18 protein-coding genes are annotated in these 16,662 nt (G+C 68.1%); 9 read left to right on the forward strand and 9 right to left on the reverse strand.

What is annotated here, in order from left to right:
• Window positions 1–78 precede the first annotated feature (78 nt).
• Entirely contained in the window at window positions 79–1,260 is a 1,182-nt protein-coding gene (locus tag IG04_RS0130825; protein WP_030480253.1) for an amino acid deaminase/aldolase, read from the forward strand.
• Here the strand turns inward: IG04_RS0130825 and IG04_RS0130830 are convergent.
• A complete protein-coding gene (locus IG04_RS0130830) occupies window positions 1,257–1,901 on the reverse strand; it encodes a TetR/AcrR family transcriptional regulator (RefSeq protein ID WP_051770999.1) in 645 nt (214 codons plus the stop codon). The two genes, IG04_RS0130825 and IG04_RS0130830, sit on opposite strands and share 4 nt — an antisense overlap.
• Before the next feature lie 82 nt (window positions 1,902–1,983).
• Between IG04_RS0130830 and IG04_RS0130835 the strand changes: the two genes are divergently transcribed.
• From IG04_RS0130835 to IG04_RS0130845, 3 genes are read left to right on the forward strand one after another with little or no spacing between them, the layout of a single operon-like run.
• A complete protein-coding gene (locus IG04_RS0130835; RefSeq protein ID WP_030480255.1) occupies window positions 1,984–3,231 on the forward strand; it encodes a GH1 family beta-glucosidase in 1,248 nt (415 codons plus the stop codon).
• A gap of 40 nt (window positions 3,232–3,271) precedes the next feature.
• A complete protein-coding gene (locus tag IG04_RS0130840; RefSeq protein WP_084402296.1) occupies window positions 3,272–4,432 on the forward strand; it encodes an MFS transporter in 1,161 nt (386 codons plus the stop codon).
• On the forward strand, window positions 4,432–5,211 hold the full coding sequence (locus IG04_RS0130845; protein ID WP_030480257.1) for an SDR family NAD(P)-dependent oxidoreductase: 780 nt from the start codon (window positions 4,432–4,434) through the stop codon (window positions 5,209–5,211). The genes IG04_RS0130840 and IG04_RS0130845 overlap by 1 nt, the downstream gene beginning before the upstream one ends.
• A gap of 246 nt (window positions 5,212–5,457) precedes the next feature.
• On the opposite strand, the gene IG04_RS0130850 is transcribed toward IG04_RS0130845, so the two are convergent.
• Together IG04_RS0130850 and IG04_RS0130855 are read right to left on the reverse strand one after the other, a co-directional pair.
• The gene (locus IG04_RS0130850) at window positions 5,458–5,817 is read right to left on the reverse strand and encodes a hypothetical protein (RefSeq protein WP_030480258.1); all 360 of its coding nucleotides are present in this window, start codon (window positions 5,815–5,817) and stop codon (window positions 5,458–5,460) included.
• Between the two features lie 12 nt (window positions 5,818–5,829).
• Window positions 5,830–6,120 carry a hypothetical protein gene (locus IG04_RS0130855; protein ID WP_030480259.1) on the reverse strand — a complete coding sequence of 97 codons (291 nt, stop codon included), beginning with the start codon at window positions 6,118–6,120 and terminating at the stop codon, window positions 5,830–5,832.
• A gap of 191 nt (window positions 6,121–6,311) precedes the next feature.
• On the opposite strand from IG04_RS0130855, the gene IG04_RS0130860 reads away from it, so the two are divergent.
• Together IG04_RS0130860 and IG04_RS0130865 are read left to right on the forward strand one after the other, a co-directional pair.
• The gene (locus tag IG04_RS0130860) at window positions 6,312–7,694 is read left to right on the forward strand and encodes a helix-turn-helix domain-containing protein (RefSeq protein ID WP_030480260.1); all 1,383 of its coding nucleotides are present in this window, start codon (window positions 6,312–6,314) and stop codon (window positions 7,692–7,694) included.
• 153 nt (window positions 7,695–7,847) lie between these two features.
• Entirely contained in the window at window positions 7,848–8,129 is a 282-nt protein-coding gene (locus IG04_RS0130865) for a hypothetical protein (RefSeq protein WP_090006834.1), read from the forward strand.
• 91 nt (window positions 8,130–8,220) lie between these two features.
• Here IG04_RS0130865 and IG04_RS0130870 read toward each other — a convergent pair whose 3' ends face one another.
• Entirely contained in the window at window positions 8,221–8,940 is a 720-nt protein-coding gene (locus tag IG04_RS0130870; protein WP_030480262.1) for an SDR family oxidoreductase, read from the reverse strand.
• A gap of 87 nt (window positions 8,941–9,027) precedes the next feature.
• Here IG04_RS0130870 and IG04_RS0130875 point away from each other — a divergent pair, with 87 nt between their 5' ends.
• The gene (locus IG04_RS0130875; RefSeq protein ID WP_030480263.1) at window positions 9,028–9,861 is read left to right on the forward strand and encodes a LysR family transcriptional regulator; all 834 of its coding nucleotides are present in this window, start codon (window positions 9,028–9,030) and stop codon (window positions 9,859–9,861) included.
• Here IG04_RS0130875 and IG04_RS0130880 read toward each other — a convergent pair.
• The 4 genes from IG04_RS0130880 to IG04_RS0130895 are packed head-to-tail and all read right to left on the reverse strand — an operon-like array spanning window position 9,854 to window position 12,689.
• Entirely contained in the window at window positions 9,854–10,873 is a 1,020-nt protein-coding gene (locus IG04_RS0130880) for a copper resistance D family protein (protein WP_030480264.1), read from the reverse strand. The genes IG04_RS0130875 and IG04_RS0130880 overlap by 8 nt on opposite strands.
• A complete protein-coding gene (locus IG04_RS0130885; protein ID WP_030480265.1) occupies window positions 10,870–11,397 on the reverse strand; it encodes a copper resistance CopC family protein in 528 nt (175 codons plus the stop codon). Before IG04_RS0130885 ends, IG04_RS0130880 begins: the two co-directional genes overlap by 4 nt.
• Window positions 11,394–12,122, reverse strand: a complete 729-nt coding sequence (locus tag IG04_RS0130890; protein WP_030480266.1) for a YcnI family copper-binding membrane protein — start codon at window positions 12,120–12,122, stop codon at window positions 11,394–11,396. The genes IG04_RS0130885 and IG04_RS0130890 overlap by 4 nt, the downstream gene beginning before the upstream one ends.
• A 51-nt stretch (window positions 12,123–12,173) precedes the next feature.
• Window positions 12,174–12,689: a hypothetical protein gene (locus tag IG04_RS0130895; protein WP_063758337.1), complete on the reverse strand. Its 516-nt coding sequence runs from the start codon at window positions 12,687–12,689 to the stop codon at window positions 12,174–12,176.
• A 59-nt stretch (window positions 12,690–12,748) separates the two neighbouring features.
• Here IG04_RS0130895 and IG04_RS0130900 point away from each other — a divergent pair, with 59 nt between their 5' ends.
• Entirely contained in the window at window positions 12,749–14,398 is a 1,650-nt protein-coding gene (locus tag IG04_RS0130900; RefSeq protein WP_084402038.1) for a BCCT family transporter, read from the forward strand.
• On the opposite strand, the gene IG04_RS0130905 is transcribed toward IG04_RS0130900, so the two are convergent.
• The gene (locus IG04_RS0130905; RefSeq protein ID WP_030480269.1) at window positions 14,376–14,810 is read right to left on the reverse strand and encodes a DUF6474 family protein; all 435 of its coding nucleotides are present in this window, start codon (window positions 14,808–14,810) and stop codon (window positions 14,376–14,378) included. The genes IG04_RS0130900 and IG04_RS0130905 overlap by 23 nt on opposite strands.
• Before the next feature lie 83 nt (window positions 14,811–14,893).
• Here IG04_RS0130905 and IG04_RS0130910 point away from each other — a divergent pair, with 83 nt between their 5' ends.
• Window positions 14,894–16,537: a TM0106 family RecB-like putative nuclease gene (locus IG04_RS0130910; protein WP_030480270.1), complete on the forward strand. Its 1,644-nt coding sequence runs from the start codon at window positions 14,894–14,896 to the stop codon at window positions 16,535–16,537.
• Window positions 16,538–16,662 lie beyond the last annotated feature (125 nt).

The following is a 16,662-nucleotide window of genomic DNA, read 5'->3' on the forward strand; positions in this document are numbered from 1 at the left end:
CCACGAGAGAGTGTGACCTGCGAGTAACGTAAGTGAAAGCTCTTCACGTTTCAAGGGTTCAGCACGTACCGTCAGAGCATGCGCAGAACTCGACTCGACGCCGCGACGAAGGACCTGGATCCTCCGTTCGCGATCGTCGACCTGGATGCCTTCGACCACAACGCGGCGGACCTCGCCCGTCGCGCTGCCGGTCATCCGATCCGGGTCGCGAGCAAGTCGGTCCGCGTGCGCGAACTCGTGAGCCGGGCGCTCGAACGGCCCGGTTACGCCGGCGTCATGTGCTACTCGCTGGCCGAGGCGTTGTGGTTGTCGGAGCAGAACGTGACCGAGGACCTGCTCGTCGCCTACCCGACCGCCGACCGCGCGTCGCTGCAGAAGCTCGCGGCCAACGAGACCGCACGTCAGCGCGTCACGATCATGGTCGACTCCACCGAGCACCTCGACTTCGTGGACGCGGCGATCGGACCGCACGCCGACATCCGGGTCTGCCTGGAGCTCGACGTCTCGTGGCGGCCGTTGCCCGGCGTACACATCGGACCGCGTCGTTCGTCGATCCACACGCCTCAGCAGGCCAAGGCGCTCGCCGCCAAGATCGTGCAGCGGCGCGGCTTCAAGCTGGTCGGCGTCATGGCCTACGAGGGCCAGATCGCCGGCCTGGGCGACAACCCTCCTGGCCAGCCGCTTCGTGCGATCGGGATCCGGCTCATCCAGGGCAGGTCCGGCCCTGAGCTGGTCCAGCGTCGCACCGCCGTGGTCACCGCGGTCCGGCAGGTCGCCGACCTGGAGTTCGTCAACGGTGGCGGCACCGGAAGCCTGGAACTCACCGGCTCGGACCCGTCGGTCACCGAGCTCGCGGCAGGGTCCGGCCTCTTCGGGCCGACGCTGTTCGACGGCTACCAGGCGTTCAAGCCGGAACCGGCGGCGCTGTTCGCGTTGTCCGTGGTGCGCAAGCCGACCAGGCGGGTGGCCACGCTGTTCGCCGGCGGCTACATCGCGTCCGGCACGCCGACACCCGACCGCCAGCCGTCGCCGTACCTGCCCGACGGCCTGAAGACGCTCGGGCTCGAAGGCGCGGGCGAGGTGCAGACGCCGGTCACCGGCAAGGCGGCGGAACAGCTGCGCATCGGCGACCGCGTCTGGATGCGGCACGCCAAGGCGGGCGAGCTGTTCGAGCGGTTCGACGAGGTGCACCTGGTGCACGGTGACCGCATCGAGCGCACCGTGCCCACGTACCGCGGCGAGCGCCGCAACTTCGGTTAGACCGGCAGACGTGACGACAGGTAACCCCTGACCAGGGCCCTTGCTTCGGTCAGGATGGCCTGGTCGCCCGTCGGGTTCTTGCGGAACGCCATCTTCATCACGGCGTCGGCGGCCTCGACGGCGATCGCGATCGGCAGGCCGACCTCGCCCATCGGAATGGCGAACTTGACCGAGATCAGCTCCGAGATCTTGTCGGAGATGACGGCGTTGTTGTCGCGGCGGTCGTCGAGCAGGCGCATGTCCACGACGTCACCGAAGTGCAGCTTCCCGAACGCGGGAATCTCGCGGTGCATCGTCACGTAGACGTCGAACACCGTGTCCACGGCGTCCCACCAGTGCTCGAGTGTCGCCTGCTCGAGCCGTTCGGTGATGCCCTGGGAGAACTTGTCGACGTTGCGCAGCGTCAATGCCTGCACGACGGCTCTCTTGTCGGGGAAGAACTGGTAGAGCGAACCGACCGCCACTCCCGCTCTCTCCGCGATCAACGTCGTGGTGACGCCGTCGTAGCCCACCTCGTCGATCAGGGTGGCGCAGGCTTCGAGCATGCGCTCGACTCTCTTGGCGCTGCGCTGCTGGACGGGCTGACGGCGAAGCGGGGTGGTGCTCGTCACGGCGACTCCCAGTAGTTCGGGTACTTCCATCTTGCCTGTTGTACGGCTCTTTCACTTCCCTGAACCTGGCAACACGCCTACGATCCGAACAAGTTTCACATTTGGAGGATCGATGAGCGACTTCCTATGGGGAGTGTCGACGTCCGCGTTCCAGATCGAGGGCGCGTTCGACGCTGGTGGCCGAGGCCCCTCCGTGTGGGACGAGTTCTCTCCTGTACACGAGAACCAGAACGCTTCCGTTGCGTGCGACCACTACCACCGGTGGCGCGAGGACGTTGCGCTCATGACGCAGCTCGGCGTGAACGCGTACCGGTTCTCGATCGCGTGGCCGCGCATCCAGCCGTCCGGTAAAGGACCCGTCAACGCCGAGGGCCTCGACTTCTACGACCGCCTGGTCGACGCGCTCGTCGACGTCGGTATCGCCCCCGTGGCGACGTTGTACCACTGGGACACGCCGCTGGAACTCGAAGCCGAGGGCGGCTGGCTCAACCGGGACATCGCCGACCGGTTCGCCGACTACACGGCGCTGGTCGCGGACCGGCTCGCCGACCGCGTGAAGCTGTGGATCCCGATCAACGAACCCGCGATGGTGACGTTGCAGGGCTATGCGATCGGCGAGCACGCTCCCGGCAAGACGTTGCTCATCGACGCGTTGCCGACCGCCCACCACCTGAACCTCGCTCACGGCCGTGCGGTCGAAGTGCTCCGGTCGTTCAACGCGCAGGCCGTCGGCACGGCGAACAACCACACCCCCGCGTGGCCGGTTGGGCCGAACGACGTAGCAGCTGCCGAGGCCTACAGCGAAATTCACAACTGGATCTACGCGGATCCCATGCTGTCGGGCCGATATCCCGACGCAGTCGCCGAACTTCTGCCTATCGCCGATGGTGACCTGGCCATGATCCACCAGCCGCTCGACTTCTACGGCGTGAACTACTACAACCCGACGCGGCTCAAGGCGCCGTCCGAGGGCAACCCGCTGCCGTTCGAGCTGGTGGAGATCGACGAGTACGAGCGCACCGGGTTCGGCTGGCCGATCGTGCCGGCCGGGCTGACCGAGATGATCACGACGTTGCGCGAGCGGCACCCGGACCTGCCACCGGTGTACGTCACCGAGAGCGGCTGCAGCTTCCCCGACGAGATCAACGACGCCGAGCGGATCTCCTACCTCGACGGACACCTCAAGGCCGCGCAGGCGGCGGACGTCGCCGGGTACTTCGTGTGGTCGCTGCTCGACAACTTCGAGTGGGAAGCCGGGTACTCACAGCGGTTCGGCCTGGTCCAGGTCGACTACGAGACGCAGGCTCGCACGCCGCGCGACTCGTTCCACTGGTACAGAAGGGTGATCAGCGGTGAGTGAAGCCCTCGCCGAGCCGGTGGTGCGGGTTCGCCGCGGCTGGATGGCCTGGCTGTTCTGCGCGAACCTCGGGTTGTGGCTGGCGGTCTACGCGCCGATCCAGGTGTTGCTGCCGCAGCAGGCCGAGATGCTGGACAAGGCCGACAAGGAGCTGGTGTTCGGCATCGTCACCGGCTTCGGCGGCCTGGTGTCGCTGCTGGTCGTGCCGTTGATCGGCTTCCTGTCCGACCGCACGACCTCGCGGTTCGGCCGTCGCCACCCGTGGACGCTGGCCGGCGCCGTCATCGGTGCCGTCGGTCTCGCCGTGCTCGCCAACGCGCCGTCGGTCGTCGTGATGACCATCGGCTGGTGCCTGGTGCAGGCCGGTATCGGCGGCATGCTCGCCGCGCTGACCTCGGCCGTGCCGGACCGGGTGCCGGTCGAGCAACGCGCCCAGGTCGGCGGACTCATCGGCATCAGCCAGATGCTCGGCACGGTGCTGGGCGCGGTCGTGGTGACCTTGCTGGTCAGCGGACTTCAGGCCGGCTACCTGGCATGTGCGGTCATCGTGCTGGCCGGTGCCATCTTCTTCGTCCTGCGCACGCCGGACACGCAGCTCATCGTGAAGCCGGTCAAGCCGACGTTCTGGATCTCGCCCAGGCAGAACCCTGACTTCGCGTGGGCGTGGGGCGGTCACTTGATGATCAACCTCGGCAACGCGTTCGGGACGCTCTACCTCCTTTACTTCCTCGGCGACGTGGTCCACCACGAGTCGCCGGAGGACGGGCTGCTGGTGCTCATGGCGCTCTATGGGGTGGCGCTCGCCGCAGGAGCGGTGCTGTTCGGCGCACGGAGTGATCGTTCCGGTCGTCGCAAGCCGTATGTGTACGGCGCCGCGGCCGTGATGGCGCTGGCGGCGTTGATCCTGGTGGTCTGGCCGACCTGGATCGGCGTCCTGATCGCCTCCCCGCTGCTCGGCGTCGGCTTCGGCACGTACTGGGCCGTCGCGATCGCGCTGCTCACACAGGTGCTGCCGGCCGCGTCCGATCGAGCCAAGGACCTGGGCGTGCTCAACGTGGCCAACGCGTTGCCGCAGGTCATCGCCCCCTTGCTGACCGCGCTGATCCTGGCCAACCTTGGCGGATACCGCGGTCTGTTCGCGGTCTCCGCGCTGGCGACGACGCTGGCCGCGGTGTTGATGAGTCGAGTGCGATCGGTGGTCTGATGCAGGTCGAGGGCAAGAAGGTTCTGGTCACGGGAGCGTCCCAGGGGATCGGAGCGGAGGCGGCGTTCCGGTTCGCCGCCCATGGCGCACACGTCCACCTTGTGGCCCGGAGCGCCGAACTGCTCGATCTGCAGGTCGAACGGATCAAGGAGTTCGGCGGCTCGGCGGCCGCTCATCCGGCGGATCTCGCGGACGCCACGCAGATCCGCGCACTCGCCGAGGACGTTCCCGCCCCCGATGTGCTGGTCAACAACGCGGGTGTCGGGCGTTGGCTGTTCCTCGACGACACGTCGTCCGACGAGCTGGTCACCATGACCGCCGTGCCGTACATGGCCGCGTTGCTGCTGACCAGGGAGTACCTGGGCGCCATGCGGTCGCGCGGCTCCGGCTGGATCGTCAACGTGAACTCACCGGTGTCACGGCTGCCGATTCCCGGCTGCGTGGGCTACCAGTCAGCGCGGTGGGCGCTCAGGGGACTGACCGCGTCATTGCGCCTTGACCTGCGCGGGACCGGCGTCGGCGTCAGCGAAGTGGTGCCGGGCAAGGTCTCCAGCGCGTACTTCACCAACAACCCCGGTGCGGAGGAACGGATCCCGGCGATCGCCCGGATGATCCCCACGGTCACGCCGCAGCAGTGCGCGAAGGCGATCGTGGACGCCGTGGAGAAGGAACGCGCCGAGCACCTGTTCCCGTGGCAGCTCAAGGCGTTCGAGATCTCCGGCCGGCTGTTCCCCGGCCTGACCTCGTACCTGACCTGGAAGACCGGCACCCACCGCTAGAAGACATGAAAACGGCCCTTGCCTGCGCGGGAGGTGCAGACAAGGGCCGTGGTTGGTGACCGCGGACCGGCGACGGTCGGGGAGGGAAGGTGCACGTCACCGGCCCGCGGGAATCTGTGGAGTTGTAAAGCTGACCGGGGCCCGCGATGTAGCGGTCGGGGGTTCGCACATCGCGGGCCACCGGTCAGTAGGCGGTTTGCAGACCTGGTCGTGTCGGGGGGACGCCAGGTCAGTCGCAAACGCCCGTTAGTGGGCTCGAGCCACCGCGCGGCGGGACCGGGTGACAGGAGGAGTCACCGGGGCCTCGCGCAGATGGCGAGCCGGGCGCGGGGCGAGTCCGCCCGCGACCAGGTGTTCGTACGCGGCGCGCCACACCGAGCAAGGTGACTTCTGCTGGCGCCAGCGGCCGGAACATTCGGGGCAGTTGCCCTTCTCGTCCGGCTCGTGCGCTGCCAGCAGAGCACGCCATCCCTCGGTCAGCCGAGGGAGCTCGGATCGAGCCACCGACAGGAGGGACGGGGCGTCCGCGCGGCTCGCCAGCTCAGTGAGCAGGTCGAGGCGTTCCCACACAGCGTTGCGAAGAACCTGTCCGAGGATCGCGTCCATTGAACGTCACCGTCACCTTTCCGCCTGGTCGGCGGCTTCGCGTAGCGCAGCCCTGAGCTGTACGAGCTGGTCCTGGGACAAGACTGCCGTCTCACCCGGAGGGCCTACCAGGACCACTTGGCCCTGAACGACCTTCACGGTGAGCTGGCGGTCCCGGTCGACCACGTCGCCGCAGCTGATCTGCCACATCCGACGTTGCCCGGTCATGCCGCGCCATGTGGATTCGGTGTCACCCGTCTCCACAATGGAGGTGGAGCCTGAGGAGGAGCTGTCCACTATTAGGTCGTTCCTCTCCGTGCTCACTCGCTTACCGGAATCCAGATTGCGATGATTCATGCCGGAACGGGACGTCACAGCGCCCACCGGTGGAAGTCTTACGGTGAGCGGTAAGCGGTGTTCGGTAGAGCCGATCAGCTCCGCCGAAGAGGACTTCTCGGGCTCGGGGACCTGCCCCTAGTCTGCCGATGACGCCCAACGGACTGTGAGGGTGCGCGATGAACACCATGAGTTCCCAGGGCTCTCCGATCCCCGCCGACGTGTGGGACCAACAGGAGATGCGGGACGCACTGGCCCGACGAGAGATCAGCTCGGTCTACCGGCTGCTCCGAAGGCACGGCGTGTCCCAGCGCCAGATCGCGGCGCTCACTGGTCAGTCGCAGTCCGAGGTCTCGGAGATTCTCAAGGGACGCCAGGTGATGGCGTACGACGTCCTGACGAGGATCGCCATCGGCCTGGGTGTCCCACGTGGATACATGGGTCTCGCCTATGACGAGACAACGGCAGTACGGGTGGCCGCGACCGCGGACTCACCCCATCCTGAGGAGGACGAGTCGGTGAAGCGTCGGAAGTTCCTCGCGCACGCCGCCGCCGTGACAGTCGGCGCGGCCGTGTTCGGAGCGGACTCCGGGTCGTGGGTTTCACACCCCACACAGACTCCGGCTCCGGGACGCATCGGCATGACCGATGTGCGCCAGGTCGAAGCGGCGACGCGGGCTCTGCGTGCCCTGGACTACCAGTACGGCGGCGGTTCCTGCCGCGACGCGGTGGTCGCCCAGCTGTCCTGGGGACAGCAGATGCTCGGTGCCAGCTCTACGGACATCGTTCGCCAGCGACTCTTCGTCGCACTGGCGGACCTGCACAACCTGGCCGGCTGGACGTCGTTCGACACGGGTCTGATGGACTCGGCCCGCAACCACTTCGGTCAGGCGCTCGACCTCGCCAAGCAGGGCGAGAACGAGGCGCTGATGGCGAACATCCTGTACCGCATGGGCCGCGTCTACCTGCACCAGAACGCCCCTGACGACGCGCTGAAGGTGTTCCAGCTGGGCCAGCTGGCCGCGCAGAACTCCGGTTCCGAACTGGCCGTGGGCATCCTGTGCGCCAACGAGGCCTGGGCCTACGCGAAGATGGGTTCCGACGAGCAGGCGCTCAAGCTGCTCGGCCGCGCCCGTGACGAGTTCTCCCGTTCGAACATCGCCGAAGCGCCCGCGTGGGCCCGGTTCTTCAACGAGATCGGCCTCTCGTCCATGATCGGCACGGTGCACACGGAGCTGGCTCAGACCGTGGACGCCAAGTACACGAGGACCGCGATCCCCGCGCTGTCCAAGGCGATCAACAACTTCGGCGACGAGTACGCGCGCAGCCGTTCGTTCAACCTGACCTCGATGGCGATCAACCACCTGCTCGAAGGCGACATCGACCACGGCGCCAAGATCGGCCGCCAGGCCGTCGACCTGTCGGAAAGCCTCAAGTCGGTGCGCACCAAGCAGCGCATGGAGCCGCTCCGCCAGGAAGCCGACAAGCGCCGCAACAACCCCGAGGCCCGCGAGCTCGCGGACCGCGTCGCCCGGTTCACCGGAACCGAGTCGGCCGCCTAGTTCCAATCTCGTTTGGGCCCTATAGCACCACTTTTGGATGGCGTGGGACACGAACCGGTAACGCCAGGGCCTTCGCACACGAATGCAGCATCGACGGGCGAGAAATCCACGCCTAAGGTGCGGCAGGTCGGGGCGAAGGACGAGGTGCGGCGCGTGAGCCTTACTCGGAGGTGGCGTTCCAGGAGAGCGCTGCGGTCCGCGCAGTTGCTCGACGAGGTGGTGGACACCCAGTTACCGCTGCTGGCGGGCTTCGACGAGGATCGCCGGCGACGATCCGCCGATTACCTCGCCGAACTCGTGGCGTTGGCTCAGGACTACCGCTACTACGCCAACGGCTGGATCGACAGCCGTGAGCTGGACCGCCGCGGTCAGCGGACGATGAACCGGCTGGCGCGGATGCGTGAAGAATCTTCGGCCCGACTGATCACCGACTAGTCCATTCGTGCGCAGCTCGTCGCGTCGATCGGACCACTCGCCGAGTCCGTCCGACTCAGTGGATGTTTCACGTTGAACATTTGACCCGTTTTCACCAGGGCACGGTTCCTGCGTGGTCGAACAGACCGCCGGTCGGACCGTCGTCGGGCAGCGTGGCCAGCCTGATCGCGATCCTCGCGCCGTTCTCCGGCGTCTCGTGTCCCTGGAAACCGTTGAACTCGGTGGCGACGTACCCGGGACAGGCGCCGTTGACCTTGATACCGGTGAGATCCTTGGCGTACTGGACGGTGATGGCGTTCAGGAACGTCTTCGACGGCGTGTAGACCCCGTCGACGTCGCCCAGCTCCACGCCCGGTGTGGTCTGCAGGGTCATCGACGAGAGATGGCTCGACTGGTTGACGATGCGTGGCCGCACCGACCGTCCCAGCAGCGGCAACATCGCGTTGGTGACCCTGACGACGCCGATGACGTTGGTCTCCATCACCTCCCTCAGGCTCTCCGCAGTCGCGACTGAGGGCGCCATGGGCCACGGCCCTGCAATCCCCGCGTTGTTCACCAGCACGTCGAGGCGGCCGAACCGCTCGTCGAGCAGAGACACGGCGGAAATCACGCTCTCGTCGTCGGTCACGTCCAACGGCACAGCGAACGCATCGACGCCGTTCGCACGTAGTTTCGCCACCGCTTCCTCGCCGCGTTCGCGGTCCCGCGACCCGACTCCGACGCTGATCCCCAGTGCGCCGAGGCCTGCCGCGATCTCGTACCCGATGCCCTTGTTCGCGCCGGTGACCAGCGCAATCGTCTGTTCGCTCATGTATTTGATCGTGGTCGGGAAAGCCGTCAGGACCAACACCGCTTCGGTGCGGCAGTGATACCCGGCCGGTATGGATACCGTGGTGGGGTGGAGACCCGAGAGCTCCGATACTTCGTCGCGGTCGCCGAGGAACTGAACTTCGGACGCGCCGCCGAACGCCTGGGCATCGCCCAGCCACCGCTCTCACGAGCGATCGCCCAGCTCGAACACCGGCTCGGCGTCGAACTGCTGATCCGGACCAGCCGCAGGGTCTCGCTGACCTGTGCCGGCGAGGTGCTGCTGGCGGAGGGCAGGGCGATCCTCGGTGCGGTCGCGGCGGCCGAACGGCGAACCCGTGCCACCGCGGCCGACCGGCCGTCGCTGGTGCTGGCCGCCAAGGCCGGCAGTTCCGGGGAGGTGCTGGCGAAGCTGCTCGACGCGTATGCCGGCGAGCCCGGAGCCGTGCCCGTCGAGCTTCTGCTGTGCGAGTCGAACACCCACGTCCCGCTGCTCGACGGACGGGCCGACGTGGCGTTGCTGCACGAGCCGTACGACCCGACGACAGGCCTCGACGTGGAGGTCCTGACCAGCGAGGGCCAGGTCGCGGTCATGCAGGCCGCACACCCGCTCGCCGACAGGTCCCGGCTGCGCGTGGCCGACGTCAGCGACCTGCCGGAACTCGCGCGCTGGCCCCGCCGGGACGGCACCTACCCGGACGGTGCCGGGGCCGAGGTGCGCAACCTGACCCAGCTGTTCCAGCTGATCGAGCTCGGCCGGGCCGTCGCCGTCCTGCCGGAAGTCGCCCTCAACGGGCTGGCCGAGGGTCTGGTCGCGATCCCGGTCGTCGACGCACCCCAGGTCACGACGGTGATCGCGTGGCCACCGCACAGCCGGTCACGCGCACTCGCCGACCTGGTCAGGGTCGCGACGGGCTTCAGCTGACCGGAGCGCGGCTCAGCACGACGGCGAGCCCGAAGGCGACGCCCATGATCGTCACTTCCAGGATGGCCCACTGCACGATCGCGGTGACCTTGTGCTGGGAGATCTTCGGCAGCAGCCGCCACCGGATGTGCGCGCCGAGTACCGCGATCAGCCCGGCGCAGACGGTCTTGCCCAGGAACAGCAAGCCGTAGCCGGTGGTGAACAGCGACTGCGGGAACGGCACGACCGGGTTGAGGACCAGCTCCAGCAGCCCGTTGAACAGGCCCGTGACCGCGACGACGACCAGGCTGACGGTCGCGATCTTCGAGAACCTCGGCAGCGCGATCGCCAGCAGCCCCTTGCGGTAGGCGACCAGCGCCATCAACGCGCCGAGCCCGCCGGTCCACGCCGCGGCGCCCAGCACGTGCAGCTCCATGGAGACCATCGAGTAGTCGTGGTACTTCCAGTTGGAGGCGTGCCCGGTCACCGGGATCGGCAGCAACCCGAACATCGAGACGAGAATTCGCAGCTCAGCAGGTACGGACTCGCCGCTGCGCACCGCCATCACGCCGATGATCAGGTAGACGAACGCGCAGGCCGCGCTGAACAGCAGGCCCCTGCCGGCGCCGATGTTCGCGATGTAGTCGATCGCGTTGCCGACGCTGACGTCGCTGCCCGGACGCAGTTCCGCGGCCTGCAGGACGATCGCAGTCAGGGCCGTGACCACCCAGACGGCGGCGGCGATGACCGCGGCCGGCCGGGCGATACGCATGACGGGTTCGGTGTGCGTCGGCCGGTCGAAGCCGAGCAGCTTCGGCAGGATCGACAGCCCGACGACGATCGTCGCCGAGATGTCGAGCAGCACCCGTGTGACAGGAAGGCCGTACCGGACCGCCGCCCCCGCGTCGACGACCCCGGCGACCACGAGGGGTGGTGCCAGCACGAGGCCGAGTGCGACGCCCGCGAGCGCGCCGAACACGAGTCCGGCGAGCACGCGGTAGTGGGTGGGGGCGGCGGTCCGGACGTCGCTCATGCCTTCGCGCCTCCGCCACGCAGGGCGAAGAACACGCCGCCGCCGAGCAGGACCACGGCACCGGCGATCCAGACCCAGATGGGCAGGCCGTCGCTCGAACCCGAGTCGCCGGACGCGGCGTTGTTCGTCGCCGCGGTGGGCGTGCCCGTGCCGTCCTTGGTGAGCGTGAAGGTCAGCTCACCGGAGACGGGGTGCCCGTCCGCGGACACGATGCGGTAGCCGATCTTGTACTCCCCGGCCTTGCCCAGGGCGTTGACCTTCGCGGAGACCGTGGTGTCCTTGATCGTCGGGTCGCCCGCGACCTCGTAGTGGCCGCCGTTCGAGTCGACCACCGAGATCGTGTTGATGCCCTGGCCGCCCTGCACGTCCTGGTCGAACGTCAGCGTGACCGTCGAGGGACCGACCTCCAGCGACGACTTGTCCTTCGGGTCGCTGCCGATCAGTGCGTTGTGCGCCGCCGCGGGGGCGGCCGTGACGAGCACGGCCGCACCAGCGAACAGGAACGCGATCAGAGCGCGCTTCATGCCTTGCGCCTCGAACGCAGGATCGCGCCGACACCGAAGCCCAGGCCGAGCGCACCGACGGCCAGACCGGCGCCACCGAGGTAGCGGGCGGTCTGGTCGGAACCGGCGGACGCCTGGTGCGTGTCGGTGCTGCCGGCGGCCGGGGTCGTGCCGTGGCCACCGTGGCCGTCGTCGCCGGCCTTCTTCGCGGCGAGCTTCAGCGCGGGCGCCGGGTGCTCCGGCTCCTTGCCGTCGGCACCGGCGGCCTGGCTCCAGTCCACGACCTCGCCGTTCTCGTAGGTCTGCTTGGTCGGCAGGAGCAGGGTGTCCTTCTCCGGCAGGGTGCCGAGGGCGACGTAGAACTCCTGGTACTCGTTGACGCCGATCTTCGTGCCGGGCTCGGCGGTCCAGGTGATCGAGGTGAACGCTTCGGTGATCTCCTTGCCGGCGATCGTCACGGGCTTGTCGAGCTTGCCCTTGACCGCCTCGGCCTTCCAGCCGGTCAGCGGCCTGGTGCGCACCGAGGTCAGCGGCGTGTCCTGCGGCAGCGTCACCTCGATCTTGATGGTGCCGGCGTTGTCGCGCTCGTTCGGGACGCGGAACGCGAAGGTCGCGCGGCCGCCCTGGGTGAACTCCGCGGGCTGGGCGCTGACGTGGGCCGACGCGATGGTCGGGGTGCCGAGGACGGCGATTCCGGCAACGGCGAGAACGGCGAGCGTGCGCACGCCAAATCGATTTGTCGACATGAAGTTGTGGCTCCTGATGCCAAAGGGGGTCTGCAGGGGGGATACGGATGATCAGGAGTCACAGGGCGGGCCACGCCGCCCATTTGCCCGCGACAGTTCCAGGTGGTGCGCGTTCTGGAGGTACGGCGTGCTGGTGAACGTCCGCACCGGCGTCGAGACCGGCAGCGGCGTGAGCCTGCGGGGGATCAGGCGGGTGACGGCGGCGACCAGTCTGAACAGGGCGTTCTCGGCGTGGAACAGCAGGATGCCGGTCAGCGTCGCGGCGACGAGGTGCGCCACGAGCATCTGGCCGGTGAGCGTGTTCGTGTGCTCGTGGTTGACCCAGGTCAGCAGTAGGTGCTGCGCGAGCTGGGCCGTGCCGAGGCCGGCGATGATCGAGAGCTTCCCGGTGCGCTTGTCGGCCAGTGACGCCGCCGCGAACGCGATCAGCGCCACCAGCGGCAGCGCGTGGATGAACTCGGAGATCTCGCCGCCGCCCAGCCCGTGGGCGGTGATCGTGAGCGCGGCAGACGTCAGCGCGAGCGCGGCACCGCGAAGGGTGCGCAACTCACTCGTCCGGGTGCTCACGAGATCTGAGGGTAATCGGATGGGTTTGGCCAGGTCTACGAGCGGGTACAAAGGGCCTCATGACCGTTCAATGCGACAGGCCGGGCCGTACCGACCGGGTTGTGTTCGGCGTTGCCGCAGGTCTCACGCTTGCATTCGTGACCTGGGGAATCGTAGGAACAGACTCGCTGGCCGCCGCCTCGAAGGCCGCGCTCGGCTGGATCATCCATAATCTGGGATGGGCTTTTGTGATCTCGGCCTCCGGGTTCGTGGTCTTCGCCCTGTGGCTCGCGTTCAGCCGGTACGGGAGGATCCCGCTCGGCCAGGACGACGAGAAACCCGAGTTCAAGACCGTGTCCTGGGTGGCGATGATGTTCAGCGCCGGCATGGGCATCGGCCTCATGTTCTACGGCGTCAACGAGCCGCTGACCCACTTCGTCAAACCGCCGCCCGGCACGGAGGGCGATCCGCTCGAGACCGCGATGGCCACCACGCTGTTCCACTGGACGCTGCACCCGTGGGCGATCTACGCCATCGTCGGCATCGCCATCGCGTACAGCTGCTTCCGCCGCGGCAGGTCCTCGCTGATCAGCGCGGCGTTCACGCCACTCCTGGGCCGTCGTGCCTCGTCGGGCTGGGGACGCGCGATCGACGTGATGGCCATCTTCGCGACCCTCTTCGGCTCGGCCGCGTCCCTCGGTCTCGGCGCCCTGCAGATCGGGAGCGGGCTGGAGGCGGCCGGTTGGGCCGCTGACGTCGGCAAGGGCCTGCTGGTCGCGATCATCGCGATCCTGACCGTGGCCTTCGTCGCGTCCGCCGTCTCGGGTGTCGCCAAGGGCATCCAGTGGCTGTCGAACATCAACATGGTGCTGGCCCTCGTGCTGGCGCTGTTCCTGTTCGTGGTCGGCCCGACGATCTTCATCCTGAACCTGCTGCCGACCGCGCTGGGCGACTACTTCCGCGAGCTCGCGAACATGGCCGGCCGGACCGCCGCCTCGGGTGGCGACGCGACCCAGACGTGGCTGTCCGGGTGGACGATCTTCTACTGGGCGTGGTGGATCTCGTGGACGCCGTTCGTCGGCATGTTCATCGCGCGGATCTCGCGTGGCCGCACGATCAAGCAGTTCGTGGCCGGTGTGATCCTGGTGCCGTCCGCGGTGTCGCTGGTGTGGTTCGCGATCCTGGGCGGCACGGCGATCTACGAGCAGCGCAACGGAGTGGACCTCGCCGGTCAGTCGACGCCCGAGTCGCAGCTGTTCTCGCTGCTCGGCCAGTTCCCGCTGGCGGGAGTCGCCGGAGTGATCGTCATGCTCCTGGTGGCGATCTTCTTCGTGTCGGGCGCCGACGCCGCGTCGATCGTGATGGGAACGCTCTCGCAGGGGGGCACCATCCGGCCCAGGAAGCCGATGGTGATCTTCTGGGGTGTGCTGACCGGTGCCGTCGCCGCGGTCATGCTGCTGGTCGGCGGGTCGAACGCGCTGACAGGGCTGCAGAACCTGACGATCATCGCGGCGCTGCCGTTCATGGTCGTCATGGTCGGGCTGTGCGTCTCGCTGGCCAAGGACCTGCGTTCCGACCCGATGATCAGGCGTGAGGAGCGTGTCGCCGAGGTGATGGAGGAGGTCACCGCGCACCTCGACCCCGGTCAGGTGGTCGAGGAGGCGGCGGTCAAGGCCGTGGCCGAGGCGACCGGCAGGACACCGGACGTCAGCGCACGTTCAGACGCCTGAGCAACTCCTGCTCCATCATCTCCAGATCAGTCCCGACGGCCCGGTGCGCTGCTTTGCGCCGGGCCGTCGGCATGCGTTCAGATGCGCGAACAGCGGCGAGCAACTGCGTCAGCCGGGCCTCGGTCTTCGAAACCCAATCGGAATCTGTTGCCCGCAATGTCTCCAGCGACTCCGAAAAGCCGACAATTCGCGCGTGCAGCCGGGCGCCGTATCCGGAGTACCTACCGATGTCCGCGACGTCGATGCCGAGCCTGCGTGCCCGGTAGCGGTCGTACTGCTCGCTCAAAACCCCAGCTCCGCGGGCGATCACCGGGGCCAGCACCGGAATGAGCGCGGGCGCCACCACCTTCGCGACACCGACCAGGTTCTTGGCTCGGCCGGGCGTGAAGCCTGCCTTCGCTTTGCGCGCCATTCGGGTACACCTCCTCCGTCAGGTGAAACTTACTGCCCAGGTTGCCGACACATCTCCCCGACGCGCGACATACCCTGCATCCTGTGACTTCCCAGGTGCAGCTAGACGCCGGCGTGGTCACTCGTTGTCGGCGGCGGGTGCACCTCGAAAACGATCCGGAAATGCGCGACGCTCCCAAGGCGGCGCCGGATCCGGCATCGGAACAACGGAAAGCGGACGCGACGAGCCACCGTCGCGCGGTGGCGGACGCGCTCGGCCGGATCGTCGGCTCGAACCTCTTCGAGGTGCCGAGCGGACCCGACGTGCGCAGCGCGGACCGCGAACGCGTGACGCTCGCCGCGATGGAGATGGGCGCGCAGTACATCTGGGGCGCGGCGCTGCCCCGCGATCCACGCGGTGGCCGTCGAGGCGGAATCGACCTGCTGGTCAAGGATTCCACCGGCTACGTGCCGGTGCTGGTGGTCCGCCACAAGATCACCGACCCCGGCCAGGGCGCCCGCACGAGCCCGCTGACGATGCCGTTGCCCGACGGCAGCCGCACGGACCCGCACCGCAAGGTCCGTCCCCAGCCCCGTGACCAACTGCGGCTGGCCCACGCGCAACGGCAACTGCAGGCCGCCGGCTACGCGCGCAACGGCCGCGCCACCGGTGGTGTGATCGGCATGGACGCCGACGTCGTGCTGTGGCACGACCTCGAGGCGCCGACGTGGCCCGGCGGCCGCAACGCGCTGGCCGAGTACGACGCCCGCTTCAGCGACCGGCTGGCCGTGGCGCTGGCGGCCGCGAACGAGAAGGACCCGCTGGCCCGCCCGTCGCGGATCGTCGACTGCAAGACGTGCCCGTGGTGGCCGACCTGCGACCGTGACCTGAAGCAGGGCAGGGACGTCAGCCTCGTCGTGCGCGGCGAGGACGCGGCGGCGTTGCGCAAGATCGGCCTGTCCACTGTGGACAAGCTGGCCGAGCTCGATCCGTCGGCGGAAGGCCCGGTCCAGCTCGTCGGCATGCCGTTCGGCGACGCCGTGGTGCTGGCACGGGCCTGGCTGCGCGACCTGACGCTGGTGCGCCGGGTACCCGAGATGAAGGTGCCGCGCGCGGACGTCGAGGTCGACGTCGACATGGAGAGCTTCGGCGATCTGGGCGCGTACATGTGGGGCTGCCTGCTGTCCGGAAAGGACATCGACGAGGAGCACGGCTACCGCGCGTTCGTGACGTGGGACGCGCTGCCGTGCGACGACGAGGCGCGTTCGTTCGCCGAGTTCTGGACCTGGCTGACCGGCATCCGGTTGCGGGCCAAGGCACGCGGGCTGTCGTTCCGCGCCTACTGCTACAACGAGCTCGCCGAGAACCGCTGGCTGCTGGCGTCGGCGGAACGGTTCGCGGGCAAGCCTGGGATCCCGACGATCGCGCAGGTCAAGGAGTTCATCGGGTCGGACTCGTGGGTGGACCTGTTCGGGATCGTCCGCGAGCAGTTCCTGTGCGCGCACGGCAAGGGCCTGAAGGTGATCGCGCCGGCCGCCGGGTTCTCGTGGCGTGATCCAGAGGCCGGCGGCGAGAACTCCATGCGCTGGTACCGGTCCGCGGTGGGGATGAACGGCGACGAGCTCGACGTCGATCAGCGGCAGCGGTTGCTCTGGTACAACGAGGACGACGTCCGGGCCACCCACCGCCTGCGCGAGTGGATGACCTCGGACGCGATGTCTCGCTTGCCCTTTGCCGGAGACCTCTAGCGCAGCGATCGCAATCGTCACCGCGTTTGTCGGCGATCAGCAGGGCACCTCACGACACCGACCCCCGCCCCCCATATGCCCGATATGAGGGGCGGGGGTCGGCGCCGTGATGCACCCGTCTGACC

Origin of the sequence: Lentzea albidocapillata, assembly GCF_000719115.1 — a bacterium.
Classification (GTDB): Bacteria; Actinomycetota; Actinomycetes; order Mycobacteriales; family Pseudonocardiaceae; genus Lentzea; species Lentzea albidocapillata.